The 24,360-nt window shown below is 56.2% G+C and carries 19 protein-coding genes and 1 pseudogene; 8 read left to right on the top strand and 12 right to left on the bottom strand.

Going from position 1 to position 24,360, the window contains the following annotated elements:
- Window positions 1-90: 90 nt before the first annotated feature.
- The 5 genes and pseudogenes from FFS28_RS17985 to tssH form a co-directional block, all read right to left on the bottom strand.
- On the bottom strand, window positions 91-639 hold the full coding sequence (locus FFS28_RS17985) for a fimbrial protein (RefSeq protein WP_137903618.1): 549 nt from the start codon (window positions 637-639) through the stop codon (window positions 91-93).
- Window positions 630-3,119 carry a fimbria/pilus outer membrane usher protein gene (locus FFS28_RS17990; protein WP_249357447.1) on the bottom strand — a complete coding sequence of 830 codons (2,490 nt, stop codon included), beginning with the start codon at window positions 3,117-3,119 and terminating at the stop codon, window positions 630-632. The genes FFS28_RS17985 and FFS28_RS17990 overlap by 10 nt, the downstream gene beginning before the upstream one ends.
- 143 nt (window positions 3,120-3,262) lie before the next feature.
- On the bottom strand, window positions 3,263-4,021 hold the full coding sequence (locus tag FFS28_RS17995) for a fimbrial biogenesis chaperone (RefSeq protein ID WP_137903620.1): 759 nt from the start codon (window positions 4,019-4,021) through the stop codon (window positions 3,263-3,265).
- Window positions 4,022-4,111: 90 nt separating this feature from the next.
- Window positions 4,112-4,651, bottom strand: a complete 540-nt coding sequence (locus tag FFS28_RS18000; protein ID WP_006178504.1) for a fimbrial protein — start codon at window positions 4,649-4,651, stop codon at window positions 4,112-4,114.
- 84 nt (window positions 4,652-4,735) lie between these two features.
- Window positions 4,736-7,426, bottom strand: a pseudogene (gene tssH, locus FFS28_RS18005) (type VI secretion system ATPase TssH).
- Window positions 7,427-7,729: 303 nt separating this feature from the next.
- Here tssH and tssF point away from each other — a divergent pair.
- From tssF to FFS28_RS18040, 7 genes are read left to right on the top strand one after another with little or no spacing between them, the layout of a single operon-like run.
- Complete coding sequence (tssF, locus tag FFS28_RS18010) at window positions 7,730-9,610, top strand: type VI secretion system baseplate subunit TssF (RefSeq protein ID WP_137903621.1); 1,881 nt, start codon at window positions 7,730-7,732, stop codon at window positions 9,608-9,610.
- The gene (gene tssG / locus FFS28_RS18015) at window positions 9,607-10,599 is read left to right on the top strand and encodes a type VI secretion system baseplate subunit TssG (protein WP_137903622.1); all 993 of its coding nucleotides are present in this window, start codon (window positions 9,607-9,609) and stop codon (window positions 10,597-10,599) included. The genes tssF and tssG overlap by 4 nt, the downstream gene beginning before the upstream one ends.
- A 36-nt stretch (window positions 10,600-10,635) precedes the next feature.
- Window positions 10,636-11,706 (top strand): type VI secretion system protein TssA, encoded by a 1,071-nt coding sequence (locus FFS28_RS18020; RefSeq protein ID WP_137903623.1) that lies wholly within the window; start codon window positions 10,636-10,638, stop codon window positions 11,704-11,706.
- 3 nt (window positions 11,707-11,709) lie between these two features.
- Window positions 11,710-12,696 (top strand): fimbrial protein, encoded by a 987-nt coding sequence (locus tag FFS28_RS18025; protein WP_058610781.1) that lies wholly within the window; start codon window positions 11,710-11,712, stop codon window positions 12,694-12,696.
- A gap of 25 nt (window positions 12,697-12,721) precedes the next feature.
- Entirely contained in the window at window positions 12,722-14,068 is a 1,347-nt protein-coding gene (locus FFS28_RS18030) for a GlcNAc-transferase family protein (protein WP_006178511.1), read from the top strand.
- Window positions 14,062-15,882, top strand: a complete 1,821-nt coding sequence (locus tag FFS28_RS18035) for an OmpA family protein (protein WP_137903624.1) — start codon at window positions 14,062-14,064, stop codon at window positions 15,880-15,882. The genes FFS28_RS18030 and FFS28_RS18035 overlap by 7 nt, the downstream gene beginning before the upstream one ends.
- Complete coding sequence (locus tag FFS28_RS18040; RefSeq protein WP_137903625.1) at window positions 15,875-16,363, top strand: DcrB-related protein; 489 nt, start codon at window positions 15,875-15,877, stop codon at window positions 16,361-16,363. The genes FFS28_RS18035 and FFS28_RS18040 overlap by 8 nt, the downstream gene beginning before the upstream one ends.
- Before the next feature lie 100 nt (window positions 16,364-16,463).
- Here FFS28_RS18040 and FFS28_RS18045 read toward each other — a convergent pair whose 3' ends face one another.
- The 5 genes from FFS28_RS18045 to gss form a co-directional block, all read right to left on the bottom strand.
- Window positions 16,464-17,093, bottom strand: a complete 630-nt coding sequence (locus FFS28_RS18045) for an NrsF family protein (RefSeq protein ID WP_101736981.1) — start codon at window positions 17,091-17,093, stop codon at window positions 16,464-16,466.
- Window positions 17,080-17,637 (bottom strand): sigma-70 family RNA polymerase sigma factor, encoded by a 558-nt coding sequence (locus FFS28_RS18050; protein ID WP_137272687.1) that lies wholly within the window; start codon window positions 17,635-17,637, stop codon window positions 17,080-17,082. The genes FFS28_RS18045 and FFS28_RS18050 overlap by 14 nt, the downstream gene beginning before the upstream one ends.
- 20 nt (window positions 17,638-17,657) lie before the next feature.
- Complete coding sequence (locus FFS28_RS18055) at window positions 17,658-18,890, bottom strand: protein-disulfide reductase DsbD family protein (protein WP_058610776.1); 1,233 nt, start codon at window positions 18,888-18,890, stop codon at window positions 17,658-17,660.
- A 20-nt stretch (window positions 18,891-18,910) separates the two neighbouring features.
- Window positions 18,911-19,462 carry a peroxiredoxin gene (locus FFS28_RS18060; protein WP_171007419.1) on the bottom strand — a complete coding sequence of 184 codons (552 nt, stop codon included), beginning with the start codon at window positions 19,460-19,462 and terminating at the stop codon, window positions 18,911-18,913.
- 130 nt (window positions 19,463-19,592) lie between these two features.
- Window positions 19,593-21,455 carry a bifunctional glutathionylspermidine amidase/synthase gene (gss, locus tag FFS28_RS18065; protein ID WP_137903626.1) on the bottom strand — a complete coding sequence of 621 codons (1,863 nt, stop codon included), beginning with the start codon at window positions 21,453-21,455 and terminating at the stop codon, window positions 19,593-19,595.
- 203 nt (window positions 21,456-21,658) lie between these two features.
- On the opposite strand from gss, the gene yghU reads away from it, so the two are divergent.
- Window positions 21,659-22,531 (top strand): glutathione-dependent disulfide-bond oxidoreductase, encoded by an 873-nt coding sequence (gene yghU / locus FFS28_RS18070; protein ID WP_137903627.1) that lies wholly within the window; start codon window positions 21,659-21,661, stop codon window positions 22,529-22,531.
- A gap of 18 nt (window positions 22,532-22,549) precedes the next feature.
- Here the strand turns inward: yghU and FFS28_RS18075 are convergent, their stop codons facing one another.
- Both FFS28_RS18075 and FFS28_RS18080 read right to left on the bottom strand, forming a co-directional pair.
- Window positions 22,550-23,269: a molybdate ABC transporter substrate-binding protein gene (locus FFS28_RS18075; RefSeq protein WP_137903628.1), complete on the bottom strand. Its 720-nt coding sequence runs from the start codon at window positions 23,267-23,269 to the stop codon at window positions 22,550-22,552.
- A complete protein-coding gene (locus FFS28_RS18080; RefSeq protein ID WP_058610772.1) occupies window positions 23,269-24,321 on the bottom strand; it encodes an ABC transporter substrate-binding protein in 1,053 nt (350 codons plus the stop codon). Before FFS28_RS18080 ends, FFS28_RS18075 begins: the two co-directional genes overlap by 1 nt.
- Between the last annotated feature and the right edge of the window lie 39 nt (window positions 24,322-24,360).

Here is a 24,360-nt window from a genome sequence, read left to right on the forward strand (position 1 = left end):
ATGGATATATACTCTTTAATCACCGTTTATGTATAAATCATGACTGGTCTGATAGTTAACGTTCAGATAATTCGCTGATTCCACTCCCTGTTATTTATAAACAAGCTCGACTCCTGCTACCGTCTGCACTTTGCCGGCAGTAGCCGCTGAGTCACCCTTCGCATAATAGCTCGCTAAAAATCGATGACTTAATGGGTCCGCCGTGGCAGAAATAAGGTAATCCTGCCCGGATGTCGCATCATCAATAATGACCTGTGAACTGTCTTCTTTACGTAATCTGATCTGAACATTTTTGCTCATATCAGTTCCGGTACCGTTAACCAGGTTTCCCGTCGCGGTATCCGCGCCGGAGGCGCTGCTGTTGAAAAACACCGTTACGGTCCTGCTGGCCGGGCACTCTTTTAAGGTGATATTAAACGGTACGCTGCCCGCTTCACTGCCGTTGGACTGCAGCGACATCACCGAGATTTTAGGCAATGTAACGACTTCATTATTGCTGCCATTATTAATCTCTACGACACAGGTTTCGTCGGTATAGGTGCCCGTAAAATAAACATCCATTGAGTAATTCACTGCATAAACGCAGGCAACCGGAGTGCCCAACAGAGCCAGAAAGAGCGCGTTTTTTATTAATGACATACCACCTCCACCTGGATAATCGAACCGGCCGATTTATTTATTTTGTTAGCGATATCGCTATTGGAATAAATCGTACACAGGCGATCGCCAGACGCGTTTTTCACATATAAATTGCTGTTCTCGGCCTGCCAGCCGCGAATAAACGCCATACCGCCCTGTCCAATAATGCCCAGACTGTTATCCAGCTGGTCAAAAATATCCGCGCCGATAGGTAAAGGCTGTCCGTTCCGATCCCGGACAATTAATATCGCAGGTGCCCCCACCTGGGTTTTAATATTCACTTTCACCGCAGCGCCCATTCGCGGAATCACCGTACTTTCGCTTTCCAGCACATCCACGTTATCAGGCAGACCCACGGTATTCACCGCAATGGTGTTTTCACGATAGGGGGTGAGCGACGGCACAATCGCAAAGCCGCGGGAGTCGATGCGAGAACCATAGCCGTTCAGCATCCTTGCCCCTTCTGCCCCCGGCGCGTCAATCAACGCAAACGGCGCATCGCCCAGTCGCGGCCCCAGCGTAACGCCGCCGCTGTGCGCCACCACGCTGCCGTTTGCCGACAGCGAGAGCTGACGCGTCTTATTCCCCACCGACGCGGTCGCGCCCAACTGCCCTACCGGCGAGTTGTAATTCACATTGCCATTGAACGCCGCCTGCGTGGACGTATCCCGGGCTTTATTCATCGAGGTACCCACCCCGTAGCTCAGGTCGTTTTGCACGCCCTGACTGCCGATGGCGTTCATCTGGAAACCGCTGCCACCGTTATTGTCATGCATGGCGGTAGAGTAGACCGTGCTGAACAGCGGTTTTTCTGTGACGCTGCGTCCCAGCGGCACGCTGACGGACAGCATCACGTTATTCACGTTGTGTCCGTCGCTGTTATACGACCGGGAAGCCGACACCGACCACGAGAAATAACGCTCGGATTTGTTATACGAGACCATGTACTGGCTGGTCGACGGACGATCGTCCCAGTAGTTATAAAAATTACCGGAAAAATTAATCCTGCTGCCGTTCCATAACGGCTGACCGATACTCAGGGTAAAGCGCTGCCGGGTGCGATAATCCACCAGATAGTCATTACTTCTGGAGCCATAGCGCTCAAGCGCCGCATCGCGGAGGCTGTAAAACCCCGTTGATGAGTATCGGTAAGCCGCCAGCGTGACGTCTGTTGACGTGGCATCCAGGAACTTACTAAAACCAATATTAAAACTGTTGCCGGAGGAGACCTTGCCGCCGCCAAGTTCGCTGCGCGCGCGGGTCGCATCCAGCGATATGCCCCCAAGAGGGGTATTAAACGCGTTTCCCAGCCCTACCGCGGCGTAGTGATCGGCCAGTTGGCCGCCGCCGTACAGGGTGTACATATTGCCAATACCATACTGGTAAAAGCCCTGGGCAACCCCGGGTTCTTCGGCAAGCGCATCGTCCTGCAACTTACCTACCGTCACGCCAAAACGGTCAACGCCAGCGTGCAGCAACATCGGCGGCGCGGAAAAGGGCACCACCTGCGTCCGCTGACGGCCATCTGCCTCCGTCACCGTCACCTGCAAGTCACCGCCATATCCCATTGCGCCAATGTCGCTCAGTTCAAACGGACCCGGGGGCACGGTTGTCTCGTATAGCGTCTGGCCCCGCTGCGTCACCTGTACTTTGGCGTTGGTTTCCGCGATACCGCGTACCATCGGGGTGTAATAACGTAAGCCTTCCGGCAGCATACGGTCGTCAGACTGAAGCTGGATCCCTCGCACCGTCATGCTGTCGAACAGATCGCCGCTGGTCGCGCTATCGCCCAGCGTCAGCTGACTTCTGAGCACCGGAACGTCGCGCTGCAGATACGTCATGATGGAGTGAGTATGCGTTGAGCCCGTATCGCTCCAGTTGGTGTTCAGCCGCTTGCGAAATCGCCAGTCATAGACGTTCAGCCCCATCATCAATCCCAGGTTGCCGCTGGCGGATCGATCGTTTTCCCCGCCGGACTGATTGACGTTCTGCTGCGCATAGGCGTTGGCGTTATAGTCCAGCACCCCCGCCAGCACGCCGGGATCCCACGAGGCAGGATCGGTATAACCCCGCGGGAACTGCACCATGTAAGCCTGTGGAACGACCAGGTCGAGGTAGAAATCGCCGGACAAATAATTCGCGTGCGCGCCGTCCACCCACTCATCCACCATGGCGCATTGCTCGCTGTCTGAGGCCTCTGGTTTCGCCGTCACCTTAATGCCCAGATGGGTCAGTTCGTCATAGGTGAAGCAGGGCTGAGCGCTTACATTGCCTTTAACGGGTTTAAACAGCACCTTACGCTGCCCCCGGCTCTGACCATTGACCGCGACCTGTACCGCATACTCCCCCGCTGGCGCCGGGTTACCCTCGTAAAAACGAGAGACATCAACGCTAAGGCCGTGAATAAACGAGCTGTTAAACTTCACCACGTCGTTTTTACCGCTGGTTGCCAGATCCCCGGTGCTGGCATGCGCCAACACGGAAACGCTGGCTCCTAAAGAAGCAATAAGGATATGGCGTATCGCCGCCGCGATTTTCGACTCACGGATTGCGCGGCGTGTATGTTTTTTTATCTCTTTCGGCTTCACGTCCTTGTCTCCCCCGCTACGCGGCTCTCAGCGTTTTATTGTTTCTTTATTGACAGGGTGTTACCTGTTGAATGAGCCAACTGATATTTAACAACGCCGCCGTAATCGTTAATCAGGCGGGCTTCAACGCTGCCGATCGTTGCCGGCACTTTATTTTTATTCGCCAGGACAAATTCTTTACTGCCAAACGGCGGGATCATATCCGTCGCCAGGGGATATTGGGTGTCCCCTGAATAGGCGATTGCCGAATCAAATGAAAAATAGTAAGGCGTTGGATTGCTCACTTTAATACCCCGGGTCGGGCTGATGATTTCCCAACGCAGTTTTTCAAATTCATTGGCACTGCTACTTTTTAACGCGGTCGGGCGATAAAATATTTTAATACGGGTTCTGAATGCCAGTTCCAGACGATCGGTGTCTTTCGCCTTTTCATTCATCGGCGGAATTTCCAGCATATTAAACCAGAACACCGACTCCCGATCCTGCGGTAACGGCATACCATTATAAATAAGACGTACACTCTGCCCTTTGCCTGGCTCTACGCGATAAACGGGCGGCGTGGCGGTAAATGGCACCTTAATATTATTAATGTCAGTATTTTTATTGCCATCATCAACCCAGACCTGAACCAGTGTCGGTGTATTATTTTTATTATTCGTTCTTACCGTCTGCTCTTTTTCAGAACCGGGAAAAATCACCCGCGTACCGGATATGGTCATCCCGGCAACGGCAACCTGGGTTGCCAGAGAAAAAAAGAGAAAAGCATTTAATAATATTGCACGTTGAAATTTCATAGTACTGCCCCGCAGGTAATACGGTCTATCTGATAAAATGGCGTAACAGGGGCGATTGCTCGCCCCGGATTTAATCCTGACGGAAAAAACTTACGGATACGCGATGGTATAAGCCGCCTGCGCGTAAACCTTACCGACAGAGGTCGCGCCCGTTGCGTAGTAACCACCGTAGTAACGCATGGTTGCTGAACCGTTAGTTACGGTAGCAGGCGCGCCGGTTTCACCCAGTTTCAGCTGATTTTCGTCGGAGTTATACAGACGTACCTGTACGTTCCCGGCCGCAGGGTTGTTTGCATCTGCCGTGAACTGGTTGGTCAGGTTGCCGGTTGCGCTGTCAACGCCAGAGCTGCCGACCGCTTCAAAGTGCGCGGCTACCTGAGTAATACCGGTAGGGCAATTTTCAACATTCAGGTCAAAGCCTTTAGAACCAGCAGTGTCGCCTGACTTGGCCAGGGTCTGGATCGCTACCGTCGGCAGTTGTACCTGACGGTCAACAGAGTCCGCGGCGATTTCGCAGGTGCTGGTAATAAGTTCACCGTTAAACGTTACGGTACCCTGCGTGGCAGCCAGCGCAGAAGTGGATACTGTCGCCATTGCCAGCGCGCATAATGTCATTTTGAAAGTAGACATAACAAATTCCCTATATTAGCGTTATTCAAATTAAAACTTCGCGACCCAAAGATCGCTTTTGGGTTTTTACATACTTCCTGTAGATTAAATGTTTAGCTTTTCCTCCACTTGCATCACAACATCAATTTCCTTTTCTTCAGATAAAATACACTGCATGGCTATTGTTTTATTTTTTGCCGATTTGTCGACCTGGTTTAAAAGTGCACTGCCAATCTTTGGTAAAATATTTTTCTCAATAAAGCGGATCAGCATCCTGGCACCGGTTTCCGCAACCGGACACTGTTCAACAACGTACTGAACCAGTTCGTCGCTAAAGGTAAGCGCCATGTCATGCTGCGCTTTCGCTCGCTCAGCGATACGGTTCAAATGAATTCTGACAATATGCTGGAGTGAATCCGTCGCCAGCGGTAAATAAGGTATAACGGTCACGCGGCCTAAAAACGCTGCCGGGAAGACCTTCAGCAATGCGGGCTGCAGTAATTTCAATAAACCTTCTTCATCAGGCATGGTTTGCGGGTCAGCGCAGGCGCTGCTAATAATGTCGCTGCCAGCGTTGCTGGTCAGCAAAATGACGGTATTGCGAAAATCAATCTGCCGCCCTTCACCGTCTTCCATCGACCCTTTATCAAATACCTGGAAAAACAGCTCATGCACATCGGAGTGCGCTTTTTCCACTTCATCCAGCAAAATAACGCTATAAGGCTTACGACGTACCGCTTCGGTTAATACGCCACCTTCGCCATACCCCACATAACCCGGCGGCGATCCTTTCAGCGATGAAACCGTATGCGCTTCCTGATATTCACTCATATTAATGGTGATCAGATTCTGCTTGCCGCCATACAGCTGGTCGGCAATCGCCAGCGCGGTTTCCGTTTTCCCGACCCCGGAAGGGCCAACCAGCATGAACACACCAAAAGGTTTTTGCGGATCGGCAAGCCCGGCGCGTGCGGTCTGAATACTCTGGCTCAGGCAGGTTAACGCATACGTCTGACCAATGACTTTTTCCGCCAGACGCTGCGGCAGCTCCATGACGGCGCTGACATCGTCTTTCAATACCTGGCCTACCGGGATGCCGGTCCAGTCCGCCACGATCGCCGCCACGATGCTGGCGTTCACTTCCGTCTGCACCAGCGCCTTTTCGCCGCGGATCTTGCTCAGCGTCTCTTCCAGCTCATTCAAACGAGACTGCAGGTAACTGATTTTTTCCGCTTCCGGCATCTGCGGATCTTCCACCGTGGCGGCAAGCAGTTGCTGACGGGTATCGATAATGGCCGCCACCAGTTCGCACTCCTGCGTCCAGCGCCGTTCCAGCACCGTCGCTTCTTCAGCATGGTCGTCGATGGTGCGCTGGATCGGCTGAAGACGTGTATCGTCCTCTTTGCCAAAGCCAATCGCTTTTTCGAGCATGGACAGTTCAGCCTTCGCCGACTGCTGACGGAACTTCAACAGCTGTAGCTCGGTTGGCGGCGCGTGCTGCGCCACGGCAACCCTGGCGCAGGCCGTATCCAGCAGGCTGATCGCTTTATCGGGCAACTGTCGGGCCGGAATATAACGATGAGATAAACGCACGGCGGCGCGGATCGCCTCATCCATTACCCAGACGCCGTGGTGTTTTTCCAGCACCGGCAGCAGGCCGCGCAGCATGGCGATAGCCAGATCTTCAGAGGGTTCGTCTACCTGTAGCACCTGGAAGCGTCGCGTCAGCGCCGGATCTTTTTCGATGTGGCGCTTAAACTCGCTCCAGGTTGTCGCGCCGATGGTGCGCAACTGCCCGCGGGCCAGCATCGGCTTCATCAGGTTAGCGGCGTCTCCGGTGCCGGCATTGCCGCCCGCGCCGACCAGCGTATGCACCTCATCAATGAACAGAATCACCGGATCGACTGACTTGGCGGCGTCTTCCAGCACCGCTTTTAAACGCGCCTCAAATTCGCCCTTCATGCTGGCTCCGGCGGAAAGCGCGGTCACATCCAGCGTCAGCAGGCGAACCTTTTGCAGCGCGGGCGGGACTTCTCCGGCGGCTAATGCCAGCGCCAGTCCTTCCACGACGGCCGTTTTCCCTACCCCTGCTTCCCCGGTGAGCAGCGGGTTATTCTGTCAACGACGCAGCAGAATATCGATCATGGTGTTGATCTCTTTATCCCGCCCCAGCACCGGATCAATTTTGCCTTCACGCGCCAGCGCGGTCAGATCGGTCGAATATTGCGCCAGTCCGCCGCTCTGCGTGCTGCCCATGGCGTTGCTGGCTTCACCCGGTACGCCTGCTTCGGCGGAAACCATTGCCCCACCCGCTTCGCTCTCTTCCGCAGAGTCGCGAATAATGTAGCCAAGATCTTTGCTCAACTGCTCCAGCGGAATTTTTTCAAATACGGATGAAATCCCGAAAAGCGCGCGGCGTAGTTCCATGGTGGTTAACAGCGCCATCAGCAAATGGCCGCTACGAATACTGGTGTTTTGACACTCAAGGCTGGCAAATATCCAGGCCCGCTCGATGGCCAGTTCAATATGATATGAAAAATCGGAAATTGAGCTGGCACCCGCCGGCAGGCGCGTTAATGCCTGAGCAAAATCACGTTCGAGCATTTCAGCATCAAGTTCAAAATGCCGTACAATATGACGTATATCGCTATCCTGCTGCTGATAAATCTGATTTAACCAGTGGATCAATTCAACGTAAGGATTACCGCGTAATTTACACAGCGTAGTGGCACTCTCCACGCTTTTAAACAGGCTTACATTTAGTTTTCCGAATAGGTTTTTTCTCGTAATCGCCACAACAAAACTCATCCCATTTTAATTTGACGTCGTTTTCGGCCACTACTCCTGTAGTGGAACAGTTTTTTGCCTGCCTGCACTGGAGTATTCACAGAGGCAACAACTGGCTACTTCGGATTAATACTAAACACAGTTGGTAATAAGAAAAACCCTTAATCAGAATAGCGAGTGGGATTTAAGAAAATAGCTCAAAGGCGATTCCTAATTTCGCTGAAGACGATAAAAAGTGTGATCATCAAGTACGCATTTAATTCTAGAATCCGGGCGATATAAAAGAAAGTCGCGAAATTGACGGGATGCAATGTGGAACACAACTTTCTAGATTACTATAACCAGGAACTGACGTTTGTCAGAGAAATGGCGCGTGAATTTGCTGAGCGGCACCCGAAAATCGCCGGACGACTGGGGATGCAGGGGATAGAAACTGCCGATCCTTACGTGGAGCGTCTGATTGAGGCATTCTGCTTTTTATCTGCCCGAACGCAGGTAAAACTCGATGCAGAATTTCCTAAATTCACCCAACGATTACTGGATATTATCTATCCAAACTACAATTCGCCGACGCCGTCGATGGGGGTCGTTCAGCTACAGCCGAATCTAAAAGAAGGCGATTTAACGCACGGCTACGTCATCCCCAAAAAAAGCACGTTTTACAGCCGGTTACTGCCTGGTGAAATGACCCGATGCGAGTTCAGAAATAACCAGGACGTCACGCTGTGGCCACTGGATATTGCAGAAGTGCGGTTAACCTCCGTACCGCCGGATATTCCTAACCTGGATATCCATCGTCTTAACCACCAGCAGTTGAAAGGCGCACTACGCATTAAACTGCGTTTACAGGGTGATTTAGTCTTTTCAGATTTGAACGGACTGGATGAGTTACCCATTTATATTCAGGGCGATGAACGCGTTGTATCCCATACCTTTGAATTGCTCCACGGCAGACATGTGGCGGTGGTAGTCCGTAGCGGAGACGGTGAAAAAACGCAGCATCACGTCATTGTCAACGACGCGTTAAAATTTGAAGGCCTGGCGCCAGACCAGAGCCTGTTGCCCTTACAATGGAATATGTTCCACGGGCACACGCTGATCCAGGAATATATTGCCTGCCGCGAGCGATTCTATTTTTTCTCGATCGCCAAACTGGCCGCTGCGCTGGAAGGGAATAATACCAACGAAGTAGAAATCATTATTCTGCTAAACACCTTACCGCAGGATCTGGTGCCGCATCTGGACGCTTCGCGCTTTTTACTGCACTGCACCGCGGTCATTAACCTCTTTCCTAAACGCGTGGACCGTATTGAAGTTAACCGTGCGCTGAATAACTTCCACATTGTGCCGGACCGCAGTCGTCCTATGGACTACGAAGTCTTTTCCGTCGATAAAGTCTTTGGCTTGCAGGCGGAAACCAGCGAGGAGCTCACCTTTAATCCGCTCTACCAGACCCGACACAGCGACACCGGTAATTTTGGCCGTTATTTCTCAATCAGACGGGAAGTCAGGGTGAAAGAGGCGAGCCACCGCAAATATGACACCCGCACGCCTTACAGCGGCACGGAGATTTTTATTTCCCTGGTTGATCAACAGGAAGCGCCCTACAGCGAACATATTCGCTATCTGCTGGTTGATGCCATGGTGACTAACCGCGATCTGCCCCGCTTGCTGACCAGTACCGGCAACCTTGAGCTAACCATGTCGGACTCCGTTCCGATTCACGGCGCCCGTTTCGTCAGCTCGCCCAGCGCCCCGCGTTCGCCATTCGCCGTCGGCGAGGCGGCATGGCGGCTTATCCGCCAGCTTAGCTTTAACTATCTGCCGCTCTCCGAGATGGAACACGCCCGGGGCGGCGAGTCGCTGCGTAACATGCTGCGCCTGTTTACCAACTCTGCCGATACGGAAACCCTGACCCAGATTAACAGCCTGGTCGGGTGTAAAACCGAGCCGGTGGTGCGTCGCCTGTCAGAAGAGGGGCTGCTGGTTTACGGGCGCGGCGTACGCTGCAGTTTAACCGTCGATGAAGAGGGTTTCTCCGGCATCAGCCCGTACCTCTTTGGCCTGGTGATGGAAAACTACCTGGCGCGGCACGCGGCGATCAATATCTTTACCGAAACCGAGCTGCACTCTATGCAGCGCGGCTTGATCGCGCGCTGGAAGGCGCGTCCCGGCAAACGAGGCGCATTATGAAATCCGTCGACGCCTGGTTTGATGACGACAAGCCCTGGGAAGCGGGTTTTATCAGCACGATGCGCGCGATTGCCGCCCGCACGCCTGAGCTGCCGGCCCCCGGCAAAGCCCTGCTGCCCTCGCAGGAGCGTTTTCGGCTGGGGCAAGTGGCCACCATGGCCTTTGCGCCGCGTGAAATCGCCGCCATCAGCCAGCAGGATGACAAAATCAAACTGCAGCTTTTTGGCCTGGGGATCTGGGGCGCACAGGGCGCGATGCCGTTGCACCTTTCCGAGCTGGCTTACTCCCGCTACGAGCAGCACGACCACACGCTGATTGATTTTGTCGATATCTTTCACCACCGCGCGCTTAGCCTGTTTTATCGCGCGTGGTATTTATCGCAGGACACCGCCTCGCTGGACCGGCAGGACGACGAACGTTTTTCGTTTTACGTCGGCAGCCTGATCGGCCTCGACCCGGCGGAACTTCCTCCCGACCCGCTGCCTGTCCACACCCGGCTGGCCTCTTCCGCCCACCTCATTCGTGAAGCCCGTAACCCGGACGGCCTGCTGGGAGCGATGCACTACTACTTTGGCGTGCCGGTGCGCATGGAAGAGTTTGAGCTGCAATGGATTTACCTGGAGCGCAACGATCAAACCGCGCTCGGCGACAGCCACTGTGCCGGGCTGCTGGGTGACGGGGCGATCCTCGGCAACACCGTGCTCGACAGACAACATAAATTCAAGCTGCTCATGGGGCCGCTGACCCTTGACCAGTACATGCTGTTCAGCCCGTGGGGCAGCGATATGTCGGTGCTGCGTGAACTGGTGCGCAGTTTCATCGGTTTTGAATATGCCTGGGATGTGCAACTGGTGCTGGCTGCCGATCAGGTGCCGCAGGCCCGGCTTGATGGCTCCCACCAGCTGGGTTACGCCTGCTGGCTGGAACGTCATTCTTGTGATGACCCGGTTTTCGGCATGAGCTTCGAACCGGAAATGTATCACCGCTAGTTAACGCTTCTACCCACAGCCAAAAAGATACATGCGATGAATCAAACATACCATCTGACCTGTTCCGATTATTACCAGCCCCTGATGTCACCCATCGCGGGCAGCGACGCCTGCGGCGAGACGCTCGATTACGATCCCGCGTTCATCCTGTTGCAGTCCCGGCTCCAGCCCAAGCTGGACGTGGAATACGGCAACTTTTTTGAAGCGGCGGAGCCGATTAACTGGGCCGAAACCGAGCGCGAATGTCAGACCTTGCTGCAAAAAAGCAAAGATGTCCGGCTGATTATTATTCTGATGCGCTGTCGGCTACGTAAAGTCGGCCTCGCCGCCCTGGCGGAAGGGCTGGAAGCGCTGCACGCCTTACTGTGCGCCTGGCCGGACGACCTGCATCCGCAGCTGCTTGATGAAGGGGAGTTCGCGCCGATGCTGCGCGCTAACGCCTTCGCCGAGCTGGAGGATGCCAACGGCCTGCTCGCCGACCTGCGTAATCAGCCGCTACCGAAAGCCTCCGGCCTGCAAATCACCATCAAAGAGTTTGAAAAAGCGCATCAGGTTCCCCGGGAAGAGGGTGCGCTGTCGGATACGGCCATGGCCGCCATTATTCATGAATGGCAGCTTAACGCCCGTGACAGCCTCTTCCCGCTTACCCAGGCGTACGGTTTCCTGATGGAGATAAAAAGCATGCTTGCCGACACGCTCGGGCACGATGCGCCTGAATTTGCCGTACTCGGTAATCTGCTGGTCTATTTCGCTAACGATTTCAGCGGGGTAACACCTGCCCCGGTTGTTTCACCCGCCATCGTGGAGGATGAAACGCCGCAGGTGCAGGAGATCGCGGAGCGTCCCGTCGGCGTGGCGCCCGCGATAGTAGATATTCCCCCCGCCGCGCCGCCTGCCGTCGCGGAGGCGCGCCGGGGTATCGACAGCCGCGCCGATGCGCTGCACCGCTTACAGGAAGTCCGCAGCTGGTTTGCGATGACCGAACCCAGTAGCCCGCTTGTTCAGGTGTTGAAGTACGCAGAAGAGAGCATCGGCAAAAGCTTTGCCGACCTCTTAAAAATGTATCCCCCTGAGATAGTCGCCATGCTGAATCACGAGAAGGAATAAACGATGTTAAGGATCGCCATTACGCTTTGTGCTCTTGCTTTGACGCCCGCCGCTTCCGCCGTTTGTACGCTGGCGCGCGGCGCACCGACTGCGGTTTCCATTCCTTCGCAAGTCATTCGGATTAACGCGAATGCGCCCGCGGACACCTCTACCCCTATCGCCCAGTTCGACAGCAATCTGGCAGGCCAGGATATTGGCTATGACAACTGCATTGTCGGTACCGAGTACGGGAAGCGGGTGCTCAACCTGACGGGACAGGACTCGTCCACCCGCATCTATCCGACCAATATACCGGGCATTGGCATTAAGCTGCTGTGGAGTAACGGCAGCGCATTCGGCAACTTCCCGTCAACCAGTCAGTTGACCTTTCCCGGGGGCGCGCAGGTCGGCACGTTTGATTACGTAGCCGCCTCGTTTTACCGCATCCAGTTTTTTAAAACCGCGAACAATTTGCGCCTGAGCGATCCGAACGGCGATACCGTTCTGCCCGCCGGAGATATTGCTTATAACTATCTGATGACGGCCAATCCGGCTTCGTATGTCATGAAGCTCGCGATTGGCGATATCAAAGTTATCAGTACCCCGACCTGCGATGTCGACAGCGCAAAAACGATTGATTTCAACGAAGTGACCCCGTCTTTGCTCAGCGCCGGCGTGACCCGCAAGCTGGATTTCAACATTACCTGCAAAAGCGACTACGGCACCTATTCCGCTATCGCCTCAATGATGACCGATACCCCCTCCTCGGACGGCTCGTACATTCGCGTTAAGGACGCGGGCGGCAACCTGGATCGGCTGGGCATAAAAATCACCGATGGCGCAGGCAAGGCGATGAAGCTGGACGGCAGTACGTCAGAACAAAAAACCAGTATTACCAGCCAGGGCCCCGCCGAATTCGCCTGGAACGCCACGCTGTTCGCCAGCAGTAAAACCGCCCCCGCAGGCGGGACCTTTAACGCCCAGGCGGAAGTCATTTTTGATATTCAGTAATCAGCTTTTAAATGGATTGGGAAAAATGGACACCCCAGCGACAATTTTTATCAGCATCGCCAGCTATCGCGACCCGGAACTCATTCCAACGCTACAGGATATGCTGCGCCATGCCGCTCACCCGGAGAATCTGCATCTCTCTGTTTGCTGGCAGGACGACGAAAACCTGTCGCTGTTTGAACAACAGGGCATGACCCCTGAAGGCCGCCGCATCGTTGCGGGTCAGGAGGTATTTGCCTTTCGTTACCGTCAGGCCAGGATTGATATTATCAGCGTGCATTATTTTGCCAGCCAGGGCGCCTGCTGGGCGCGTAGCATGGCGGAAACGCTGTTTGAACAGGAAGCCTATTTCCTGCAAATCGACTCCCACTGCCGCTTTATTCCCGGCTGGGATGACGAAATGATCGCCATGCTGCGCCAGGTAGAGCAGAAAAGCGCGCGCCCCATTCTCTCCTCCTATCCGCCGCCCTATAGCCCCGGCGAAGATGAAGAGGCCAGCAAAAAGCGCTATGTCAGCCGCCTGATATTTCGCGAGTTTAATCCGCAGGGTATTCCTATGCTTAGCTCCACCCCTTTTACGGCAACCGAACCGGTGCGGGGGAGCTATCTCGCAGGGGGATTTATCTTCACCCGTGGTGATTTCGTCAGCACCGTGCCTAACGATCCGCAGATATTTTTCGCTGGCGAAGAGATCGCTATGGCGGTGCGCGCCTTCACCCACGGTTATGATATTTATCATCCGCATAAGCCGCTGCTCTGGCATTACTATCAGCGTAAAGAGCACAACAAAGTCTGGGGCGATCACTCAAACGAGGCCAAAGCGCAGGGCGCGGTGGATAAAGCCTGGTGGGAAAGAGACAACGTCTCAAAAAAACGCGTCCGGACTGTGCTGGGGCTGGAGTCAGAAGACGCCGCAAGCCTGGCACCTTACACCACGGGATCGGCACGTTCTCTGCGCGCGTTTGAATATCAGACCGGGATCTGCCTGCAAAGGGGCACCGTGCTGCCGGAAGTCATGAGCGCGGAGAAGATCAACTTTTTCCCGACACCGCCCGATGATCACGCGCAATGGCTTGCCCGCCAGTACGTCTGGTACAAAAAAAACCTCACGCTGGAGCCCGCCGTCTGGCGCGCTGACGACAAAGAGGCGGAAACCCTGCACCTTGGCGTTTATAACCCGCAAAACATGCTGCTCTATAAACGCACGCTCGACGCCCGGGAACTGCAGGCGCTGCATACCGCCTCCCCGGATGACAACCTCACACTCTCGCTCGAATTTAAAACCGCCAACGCCGCGCAGCCTTCTGTCGTGCGGATATGTCCGTGGTCAATAACCTCTGGCTGGGGCACCGTTACGGAGAAAACATGGTGAAAAGTGAACATTTTTTCTGCCGCCTGATCGGCATTGATACCCTGATATCCTTCGACGGCATCATTCCTTCAGCGGCGGATTTTCAGCTCAGGCTGATTTCACTCATTGAGCAGTTCAATAAAGCGTTGCAGGAAGAGAACCAGGCTGCCGAAGAGAGCGAGGCGCTGTGCCAGTTGTTATGCGGCTATTTCGACAAACGTCTGATGATAAATCAGAAAGATAACGCGCTTGCCTGGGAGCGTTACTCGTTGATGCATTACTTCTATGGCTACACCCAAAGCCAGGCCGATGACGATATAACGTCGCTGCTGGCTGCCCTGCTTCGTTCCGACAGCAACCTGATGTTCCGCTATGCCCGAAAGCTGCTTACCCTGGTGGAACAGGTCGAAGGGCAAACCGACGCGCTGACATCGCTGCGCGCCACCTGCGCGCCCCGCACATGGCTGATGCGCGCGGAAGCGGCCCCAGAGCCGGAAACAGGCTACGCAGATACGCCAGCGGCTTCTCCCCGGCTGATGGTGCTGATTACCGGCCCCTTCGCCCGAAAATGGTTTCACCATGCCAATCTGTCGACCAGCGACAACGGACACATTGTCTGGATGGTCGCTGAACATTCAACCACGCTCGCCAGTCGGCTCGCGCATGCGCAAGAGACGCACCCGCCCATGGCGACAGTGGCGCTGTTTCCCGTGCTCGTCGATGGCGTGGAAAACAGCGCCCTGCTGACAGAGCAGCTGATGTCCTGGCAGTACGTCTTTACCTCGATACGGCTTAACAGTCGGTTGCCCTGTATCCCGGCGTTTTATACCCGTCTGAGTCAGCAACGCCATTCGCACGACCCTGACCGGGCGATCTGGACCAGCTCACTGACGCCACCGCCGCACGGTGAGTTGACCCTGGAGTCGTGTTTCCACGACCTGGTGGAGAAGCTTAACGCCCGCGATGACGGCCAGGATCTTTACGCCATACAGCGTTATACGCTCGGCAGAACCTTTATCGCCTGGCTTGCGGAAAGCCGGCTGATGAACGTTATGCAGACCTTGTTTAAAAATACCCCGCTCGATCTGGCTGGCGTTATGCTGGCTGATTATGGTCAGGGATTTACCCGTCACGGCGCCTGGTCGCAATGGCTGGAGGAACGATACGGCATCCTGCCTGCACTTTCCGCCACCATCGCCATGCCGCCCTTACCGCCGTTGCCTTTGCCGCCGCTACCGGAACCCAAGACCGTCTGGCCTGCGCCTGCGCCTCTCGTTGCGCCCGCGCGGCGCCGTCGCGCTTTGCTGCCCGTCATTATCGTGCTGCTGTTACTGTTCGCCTGTCTGGCTGGCGGCATTTACTACTATGCCCGGCATAACATCGGCGAAATACGCGAGCAGATAAGGCAATTTTCTCCGTTCCCGGAAAACCTTGCCGCAGACAACGACGCCTCGCTCTTCTCCCTGGCAGACACCGTGCCGCTGTTTGCAAACGGCAGTAGCACTCTCATGCCCGACAGCGAAAAAACCCTGCTTGCTGTCGTGCCGGCAATTCGCCGCTCGCCAGAAAAAATGTTCCTGATTGTTGGCCATTCCGACAGTACCGGCTCTGCCGCGACCAACCTTGCGCTCTCCGCCGAACGTGCGCAGGTCATAAAAGAGTGGCTGGTCGCGCACACAGGACTGCCTGCCGAACAGTTCATTACCGAAGGCGCTGGCGACACCCGACCGGTCGCCAATAACGACACCAAAGACGGACGGGCGCAAAACCGCCGCGTTGAGATTATTCCCTTATCCCGACAAACCATTAAGGATGAAAAGGACTTACATGAATAAAACACCCATGACTTATCCTATTAATGAAGGCACTTTCATGACGCTCACGCCGCAGGAAGATCAGTCCATTAATATTCTGCGGTATATGGATGAGGACAATAACCCGTACAACATACTGATAAATCGCACCACGCTGGAAAAAGATCAAACGGTGGACGATTTCTGTGAGAAGCAGTGGGAAAAAATGAAGCTTTATGTGCCTGGATTTGAGGTGGAAGGCAAAAACCTGCGCCATGAAATTGGCCCAGCCAAACTGCAGGTGCTGCAAACGGCCAATAAATTCCTGGAGGATGGCGCCTGGGTCCGGCAGGTCTCGTCTATTGTGACGCTGCCCCATCATCCGAAACACAATCCCGAGTCGCGCAAACTGCTGGTCTTTACGCTGGCTGCTTATAACGACTTTACCGAAGCACAGCGTAAGCATTACGTCCGTATTATCAACAGCTTTATTCCAGCCGAAACCGCAATGAACGTGGAGTAACCTGCACGCCCCTCTGCCTCCGCCCGGGGCGCAGAGGGGAGTTTTGCACCGCAACAGTATGGAACACATGTGCAGGGATCATCGATTCCGATCCCCCTCTTTAAAGAACCCTCACCCACCGCCATCCCAGCAGTATCGTCCCCAGAATAATCGTTATCCCCGCAGCCACATGCAGCAGAAAATCCAGGGGATGAACTTCAACAGGATGGCAGAGCGACAGCAGCGTTAACGCCATGCAGGCCACGCCAGCCCCCGCCGCCGCCAGCGTGCGCAGCGGATACAGCGCCCCTGTACGCCGCAAATAGCCAATAACAATGACCACCATGGGCGCGCTGACCGCCATCATGTAGACGTAGCAGTTCACCTCATCAGCATGGTGCGCCTGCGCGGGCGCGAGCCGCAAACTCATCATTACCCCGCCCAGCCACAGCGCGGCCAGCGGAATAAACCATTTCCAGTTCAGCGGGGAACGACCGGGGATGCTGAGCAAAAACGCGTTGCGAATGGCGAGCGTCCCCATCACAAACGCCACCGCCAGCTGAAAAGCCGCAATCAGCGCGCCCGGATGGCTCCAGTCCGTGCCGTCTCGCGGAAACGCCAGGCTGCTCAACCAGCCGCACGGCAGCGCCATCAGCAGCCAGCCGACAACGCGCCAGGGGTTCGCCAGCGTGCGGCGTATCGGCCCGGCATCCTGACTCAGCTGTTTTATGAAAACATCATGATCGACCATGTTTCGCTCCCATACGGCGAAGGTTGGTAAGGGCTCTGTGTAATAACGATTTCACTGCCGCAATGCTCAAATTGTTCTGTGTCGCCGCCTCGGCAAGGCTCATCTCCTGAAGATGGACATGCTCGACAATTTGCCGCTGGCGCAGCGGGAGTTGGTCGAGTATCCGCGCCAGGCGTTCCTCTTTATCTGTGTGCTCGGGCAGATCCTCACCCGGGCTTTCCTGTGCATCCTCTTCAGGCGTTTCACGCTGCCAGTGGCGACCCCGCTTGCGTAACGCGTCAACGGCGCGCGCCTGCGTTATCGCCATCAGCCACGGCAGAAAGGGGTAGGCAGGATCGTAGGTATGGCGCACCCGATGCACGGTCAGGAGGACATCCTGGATAACATCGTCGACCAGCACATCATCGAAAATGTGCTTGCGAACGCGTGTGCGAATAACGGGCACAATCGCCCGCAACAGCTGGGTATACGCGTGACGATCGCCCGCCTGCGCGCGTGCCATCAGGGCGGGCCATGCGTCTCGCGGTGCAAAGCCGTTATCCATATTGCGCCATCATTATGACCTCACGCTTTTTTCCCGGCGGCCTGATCCAGAGCCTTAACCACAATCGACGGTGTCAGGACCTGGGGCAGCACCTCAGGTGCGCTGCCGTCCGCGGGATAAACCACATACAGCGGAAGACCGCCCTGGCCGAACGCGCTCATTGCATCGTCAATATCCGCATTAAACTTCGTTGAGTCCGCCACCATATAAACGGCGCCGGTGCGTGAAAGCGCCTGTTTAACCGCCTCCGTCGACAGCGACGTGCGATCGTTAACCTGACAGGTGATGCACCACGATGCCGTAAAATTGACAAAGATCGCTTTGCCCTGCCCGCGCAGTTGCGCCACCGTCTGCGGCGACCACTTCACCGGCTCGGTGTGAGTAACGCTTTGCACGTCGGGCTGCGAAGGCTGCGTATGGATTACGCCGGGCAGCGGGCCGATCGCGGCGATGAACAACACCACCGTCACCGCCAGCAGCGCTTTATACGACTGGCCGATATAGCGTCTGCGCTGGGCCATGCCGTACAGCCACGCCGCAAAACTCACCACCACCGCACTGGCGAGCATGGCGGCCAGGGCGGTGGTACCTGCCTGCTGCGTCAGCACCCAGACCAGCCAGGCGAAGGCGCCCAGCATCGGGAATGCCAGCCCGCGCTTGAGCAGATCCATCCACGCGCCGGGCCGCGGCAGGCGTCTGGCAATCGACGGGAACAGTGAAATCAAGGTAAAGGGGGCGGCAAAGCCTATCGCCAGCGCCAGGAAAATAGCCAGCGATACCGCCGGAGGTTGTACCAGGGCATAGCCTACCGCACCTGCCATAAACGGCGCAGAACACGGGGTGGCGACCACAATAGCCAGCGCACCGGTTAGCGCCGAACGCGTAAACGCCCCGCGGCCCATGGAAATTTCCCCCGCGCGCTGCAGCGATAGCCCCACCTCAAACACGCCCAGCAGGTTCAGGGCGGCCCCCAAAATCACCAGCGATAATACGGCGATAACCAGCGGAGACTGAAGCTGAAATCCCCAGCCAACGGCGGTGCCGCCGGCGCGCAGTGCCAGTAATACCCCCGCCAGCGCCAGCATAGTGAGTACGACCCCAAGCAAAAATCCCAGCCCCTCGGTGCGGGCGCTTTTGATGTCGCCCTGATGGCGCAACATGCCCAGCGCCTTCAGCGAAATCACGGGGAATACGCAGGGCATAAAATTGAGGATAATGCCGCCCAACAGGGCGGCCAGAATGGCAGTCAACATAGCGGACCCCGTTATTCAGGTTACGAGTGCGACTTCGCGTATTTCTTCACGGCATCCATCGTTTTTTGAATGTGCTCGTCTGGGTTGCGGTCGGTATAGCTCAGCAGAATTTTGCCGTCCGGGGCGATAACAAACGAGGTGCGGTCAGAAACCGTTTTGCCGTTCATCTGCATCAGGGTCTGGTACTCAGCCGCCACTTTCGCGCCGGGGTCAGCCGCGACGGCAAATTTATCCCGACACTCCAGCTTCGAGAACTCATCCACCTGGTCAACGTTACCGGCGGTGACACCCACCACGGTCGCCCCCAGTTTTTTGAAGTCATCGGTGGCTTCGGCAAAGGCGTGCGCTTCAAGCGTACAGCCCTTGGTGAAGGCCGCCGGGAAGAAGTAGAGCACCACCGGGCCTTTCTTCAACGCCTGCTGAAGGGAGAAGGTCAAGGGTTTACCGCCCAGCGCACCCTGAAGGCTGAAGTCCGGCGCGTTGGCACCTGCCTCAAGGGCGGCATGGGCGTTTACTGCGAAGAGGGAAAGGCTCAGTACAGCAGCGGCAGACAAGGTTTTTAAACGATTCATGGTCGACTCCATCAGGGAAAAAGGGGGCTTTATGAATAATAGTTCGCACGCTAACCCCTGAAGGTTTCGCTCAATGATAAAAAAAGTCCGCAGGGGTCGCCTGCGGACTTTTTTTGGCCTCAGGGGAGGATTATTTATCCTTCTCGACCATCAGCGGTTCAATATCGCTCTCTTTTTTCACCACCAGCGTTTCATCCCCGCGCAGGCAGGTTCCGCCGTAGTTTCCCCCCACGGTAAAGGTGCAAACCTGAATGTATTTTCCGTCTACTTTTGGCAGGCACCACAGCTGCTGGTAAATGTTTTTACGGTCAACAAACTTGCCGCTGGATTTATCCAGCAGTTCGTCCTGCGCGCTAATCAGATCGATATTACTGCCGCAGCGCCCGGCGATGGGCTTCACGGCGTAGCCGGTCGTTTTCAGCAGGTCGTTAACCTCAAAATCGGTATCCAGCAGGTAGCGGTGGTTCGGGAACAACTGCCACAGCACCGGCAAGATCGCCTTGTTGCCGGGGATCACCGTCCAGAGCGGTTCGAAGACCAGCACTTCCGGGCGCAGCAGCACGTCGATCAGACGCACTTCCCCTGCAGGGTGCCCGGTCCGGATCGGTACGGCGGCATACTCGGTTTCACTCACCTCGCGGATCTGCTCGATCGCCGTTTCCCACGCCCAGGTTTTCCAGACGCAGTTGACGGGGCGGCCTTCATCGTCAATCAGTTGTCCGGCGGGATCCCAGCTCAGAGCGCCAAGGCCGTGGAGGATTTTGGTATCAAACCCCGCCTGCATCAGCGAACGCTGAATAAAGAGCGCGTGATAGTCTTCCTCGACGTCGTTGTCCTGCATGATGTGCACAAACGGACGCGCATGGCTGTGCTTCCACGCGCCGGTCAGTTCTTCCAGCAGCCCTTCAGCCGGGTTGTGGCCGGTTCCGCGATAGCCGTTTTTCACCCACTCCTCGAGGATTAATCCCCCTTCCGTGTGGCAGGAGGCGGAGTCCGCGTTGTACTCGTACACCTTGATGCCGCGCTCATCCATGCAGAAATCCATACGGCCAGTGATCATATGGTGACGTCGCCACTGCCAGGAGAGGCGCAGGCGCGGCCAGAGGATTTTAGGGATGTCGAAAAGCGCCAGTAAGTTATCGTCTTTCAGCACTTTGTCGGTCGCGTGGAGGTACATCAGGTGCAGTTCGTTGGTGGCCTTGATCAGCTCCTGCTCGGCGCTTTCGGTAATGGTGAAATAGTGGCAGGGATCGTTGTTGATGACGTGACCGTTAGCGCGAACGTACGCCTGCTGCAGAGCGTCGTTTTCGTTGAGCCATTTGCCGTCGAACTGACGCTGATTTTTGAGCCGCGCACCGCGGATTTTCAGCAGCTCGCCGTCGATTTCCGGCTGCGGGATACTGTGCTCCGTGTCGCTGGTCTGGATCATCCAGCCCAAAATTTCCGTGTCGGTGAAAGTGTCATGCAGCGTGTAGCAGCCGTTCTCGACGGTCATGCGCAGCTCGCGCGTCCACTGCTGCCCCAGCGGGAGCGGAGCGTGAATGACGTTCTGCTCCGCAATGCGGACCTTATCGCCGCAGAGCTGGGTGATGACGGCAACGTGCCCGGTTTCATGGAACTCACCGCCCTTTTGCCAGATCAGCAGCGCCCCGGCGCGCGGCGCGCGCGGCGATCCGTTGGCGAAGGCCTGCAGCGGCAAAATGTTGTCGTTCACCACCTCACGCAGGAAGCGCAGGGAGAAGATCTCCCACGCCATGCCGACGTCGGTAAAGACAACACCGTAATTGAGGAAAAGAAAACGACGCGCAAACTCAACACACTGCCACTTGTGGCCCATGTATTCGTTGCCGATATAGCTTCGGAATTCCGCGTCTTCCGGGTAGCGGCGCGGGTCGAGGCTGTCGTAATTGGATGAGTAAATCGCCACACCACCTGGCGCATAGCCTAATAACGTCCCGAAGGGTGCATCACTGCTTAACGTTCCTTTACGCATGTATCCAACCTAAAGCTGGCAGGCGGCAATTTTAGTAAGGTTGTCGTCGTCTGCACGTTGAGATTAACCTGACAGAGGTGGATTTATCATACACCTGCGATCGCAGAAATATAGCGCCACGTTGGATAACGCCTCTCATCGTTAAACCGTTTTGTCATCTCCTGCTACACTGCCTCAACACATCACTCAAAAGGCAGGCCAACATGTCAGACAACAACACCTATCAGCCACCGAAAGTGTGGGAATGGAAGCAGAATGCCAACGGCGGCGCGTTCGCCAACATCAACCGTCCGGTATCGGGCGCGACGCATGAGAAGGAACTGCCGGTCGGTCCGCACCCGCTGCAGCTCTACTCCCTGGGCACGCCTAACGGCCAGAAGGTTACCATCATGCTCGAAGAGCTGCTGGCGCTGGGCGTGACGGCGGCAGAGTACGACGCGTGGCTTATCCGCATCGGCGAAGGCGATCAGTTCTCCAGCGGTTTTGTTGAGGTGAACCCGAACTCGAAGATCCCGGCGCTGCGTGACCACTCCACCACCCCGCCGACGCGCGTGTTTGAATCTGGCAGCATCCTGCTTTATCTGGCGGAAAAATTTGGTCACTTCCTGCCAAAAGATCCGGCGGGCCGTACCGAAACCCTGAACTGGCTGTTCTGGCTGCAGGGCGCGGCACCGTTCCTCGGCGGCGGTTTTGGCCACTTCTACAACTATGCGCCGGTAAAAATTGAGTACGCGATTGACCGCTTCACCATGGAAGCCAAGCGTCTGTTTGACGTGCTGGATAAACAGCTGGCGCGCGGGCGTTACGTGGCGGGAGAAGAGTACACCATCGCCGATATGGCGATCTGGCCGTGGTTTGGCTGCGTGGCGCTGGGCAGCGTGTATAACGCCGCCGAGTTCCTCGATGCCGGGAAATACACCAACGTCCAGCGCTGGGCAAAAGACGTGGGTAACCGTCCGGCGGTCAAACGCGGACGTATCGTCAACCGTACCAACGGTGAACTGAACGAGCAGCTGCACGAACGCCACGCGGCGAGCGACTTCGATACCCAGACCGAAGATAAACGTCAGAGCTAAAATGTGCGCCCGGTGGCGCTACGCAACCGGGCGTGAAGACGGTTTTGGGCAGGCTGGTTCACCAAATCCAGCCTGCCTGAGTCGTCCTTTTGCCTCATCAGACTGTAAAAAATCCGCCAGACGCTGGGCGCGCGGCGTGATAACCGCACAGGCATAATCCGCGCGCGGGTTATAGGGCGCAGGGATATCCATCACCGTCAGCCCGGCAATCTGCCGAAGCGCGGCGGCATAGCTCGCGTAGCCGATAAACACCTCCGCCTGCCCGCTCAAAATAATCCACTGCGCAGCCAGCATCTCTGCCGGGATCGGTGAAGAATCGCGCCCGCCCACCAGGGCTATCGCCCGCGTCCTCAACGCTTCGCCCGCCTCTCCCATCCGGCTAAACAGCACCTGGGTGTAATCGCCGGACGGATCGGCTCCCGCCGTGGAAGTGGCAACCCGTAAGTCGCCGCGCATCAGCACCGACCGCCAGTCGTCCTGCGCGCGCAGCACATCGCTGCGCACCGTCAGGCAGAGCCTGTTGCTGGCGAACGGCGTCACGGACGCTGCCCGCCCGGCGCGCTGCAGCGCCAGAGGATGCTCGAGACTGGCGGAGGCAAACAAGTCGCACCGCTCACCGGCTTCGATACGTTCCCGTAGCAGCCCGGCGGGGCCAAACTGCGTGTCGACATGTTCCGGGAATTGCGCCATCAACGGCTGCCAGACGCTGCGCAGGCTGCCCGCCGCCAGCACGCGCATCAGTCGATCCCCTGATAGTGGGTGCGGTAGAACCGCTGATACCAGTCGTCTGCCACCTTGCGCATGTCTACATCCGTAAACTTCTGCGGGTAGAGCTTTTTTGCCATCCACAGTTCGCCAATGCCCATTGCCTCAGGCATCGGGTAACCCCAGGCTTTGGCGTAGTCGGGCATCAGATAGACGCGATGGTGTTTGACCGCATCAATCACCTGCCACTGCGGGCTTGTCATGATCTCATTGACGACGGACGGGTAGCGGTCCTGCACGAAGATCACCTGCGGGTTCCAGGCGATGACCTGCTCCATCGCCACGGTTTTGAAGCCCTGAATGGTCGATGCGGCGACGTTAACCGCGCCCGCGTGCGCCATCATCAGCCCGGTGTATTTCCCCGAGCCGTAGGTGGTGAGTTCCGGGTTAGCCATATAAGCGCGGACGCGTTTTTCGGCGGGGATAGCCTTCAGGCGGTCGCTCACCTTTTTGCGGCCCTGGTCGGTCGCCTCAATCAACGCCTTCGCTTCCGGCTGCTTATTGACGATCTCGCCAATCAGCGCGATCCCTTCGCGCAGCCCCAGATCGTAGGCTTTTTCCTCGTCGGCCATGGTCGGGTTCAGTTTGGCTTTTTCACCGGCTGCATCGTGGCGCAGGGAGATCGCCACGACCGGGATGCCGAGGCTGGCGATTTTGTCGATCATCTCCTGCGGCGCATAGTTCGTGACAAATACCACCTGCGGTCTGAGCGCTACCAGCTTTTCCGGATCGACGTGCGTGAGATCGCCCAGCGTCGCTTTCTGGTTCAGCTCTGGCGCGAGACGCGCATAGCCCTCGCCCAGCTGCTGCTTCCAGTTCGCCATCACGCCGACGATTTTGTCAGTGGCATGCATTTGCACCAGCAGGTTAAGGGTTTGATGCTGAAGCACAACCACCCGATCGACGTCGTCAGGAATCGTCACCGTGCGGCCAATCTGGTCGGTTATCTGGCGAGATGCCTGAGAAGAAAGCGGAAGTAAAATCAGGGCGCAAAACGCCACTGCCTGCCAAAAGCGCTGTTTCATAATGTCCTCACATATCGTTATGCAATGGATTATATAACG

It is taken from the genome of Enterobacter sp. 2VL (genome assembly GCF_005503595.1).
GTDB lineage: Bacteria > Pseudomonadota > Gammaproteobacteria > Enterobacterales > Enterobacteriaceae > Enterobacter > Enterobacter cancerogenus.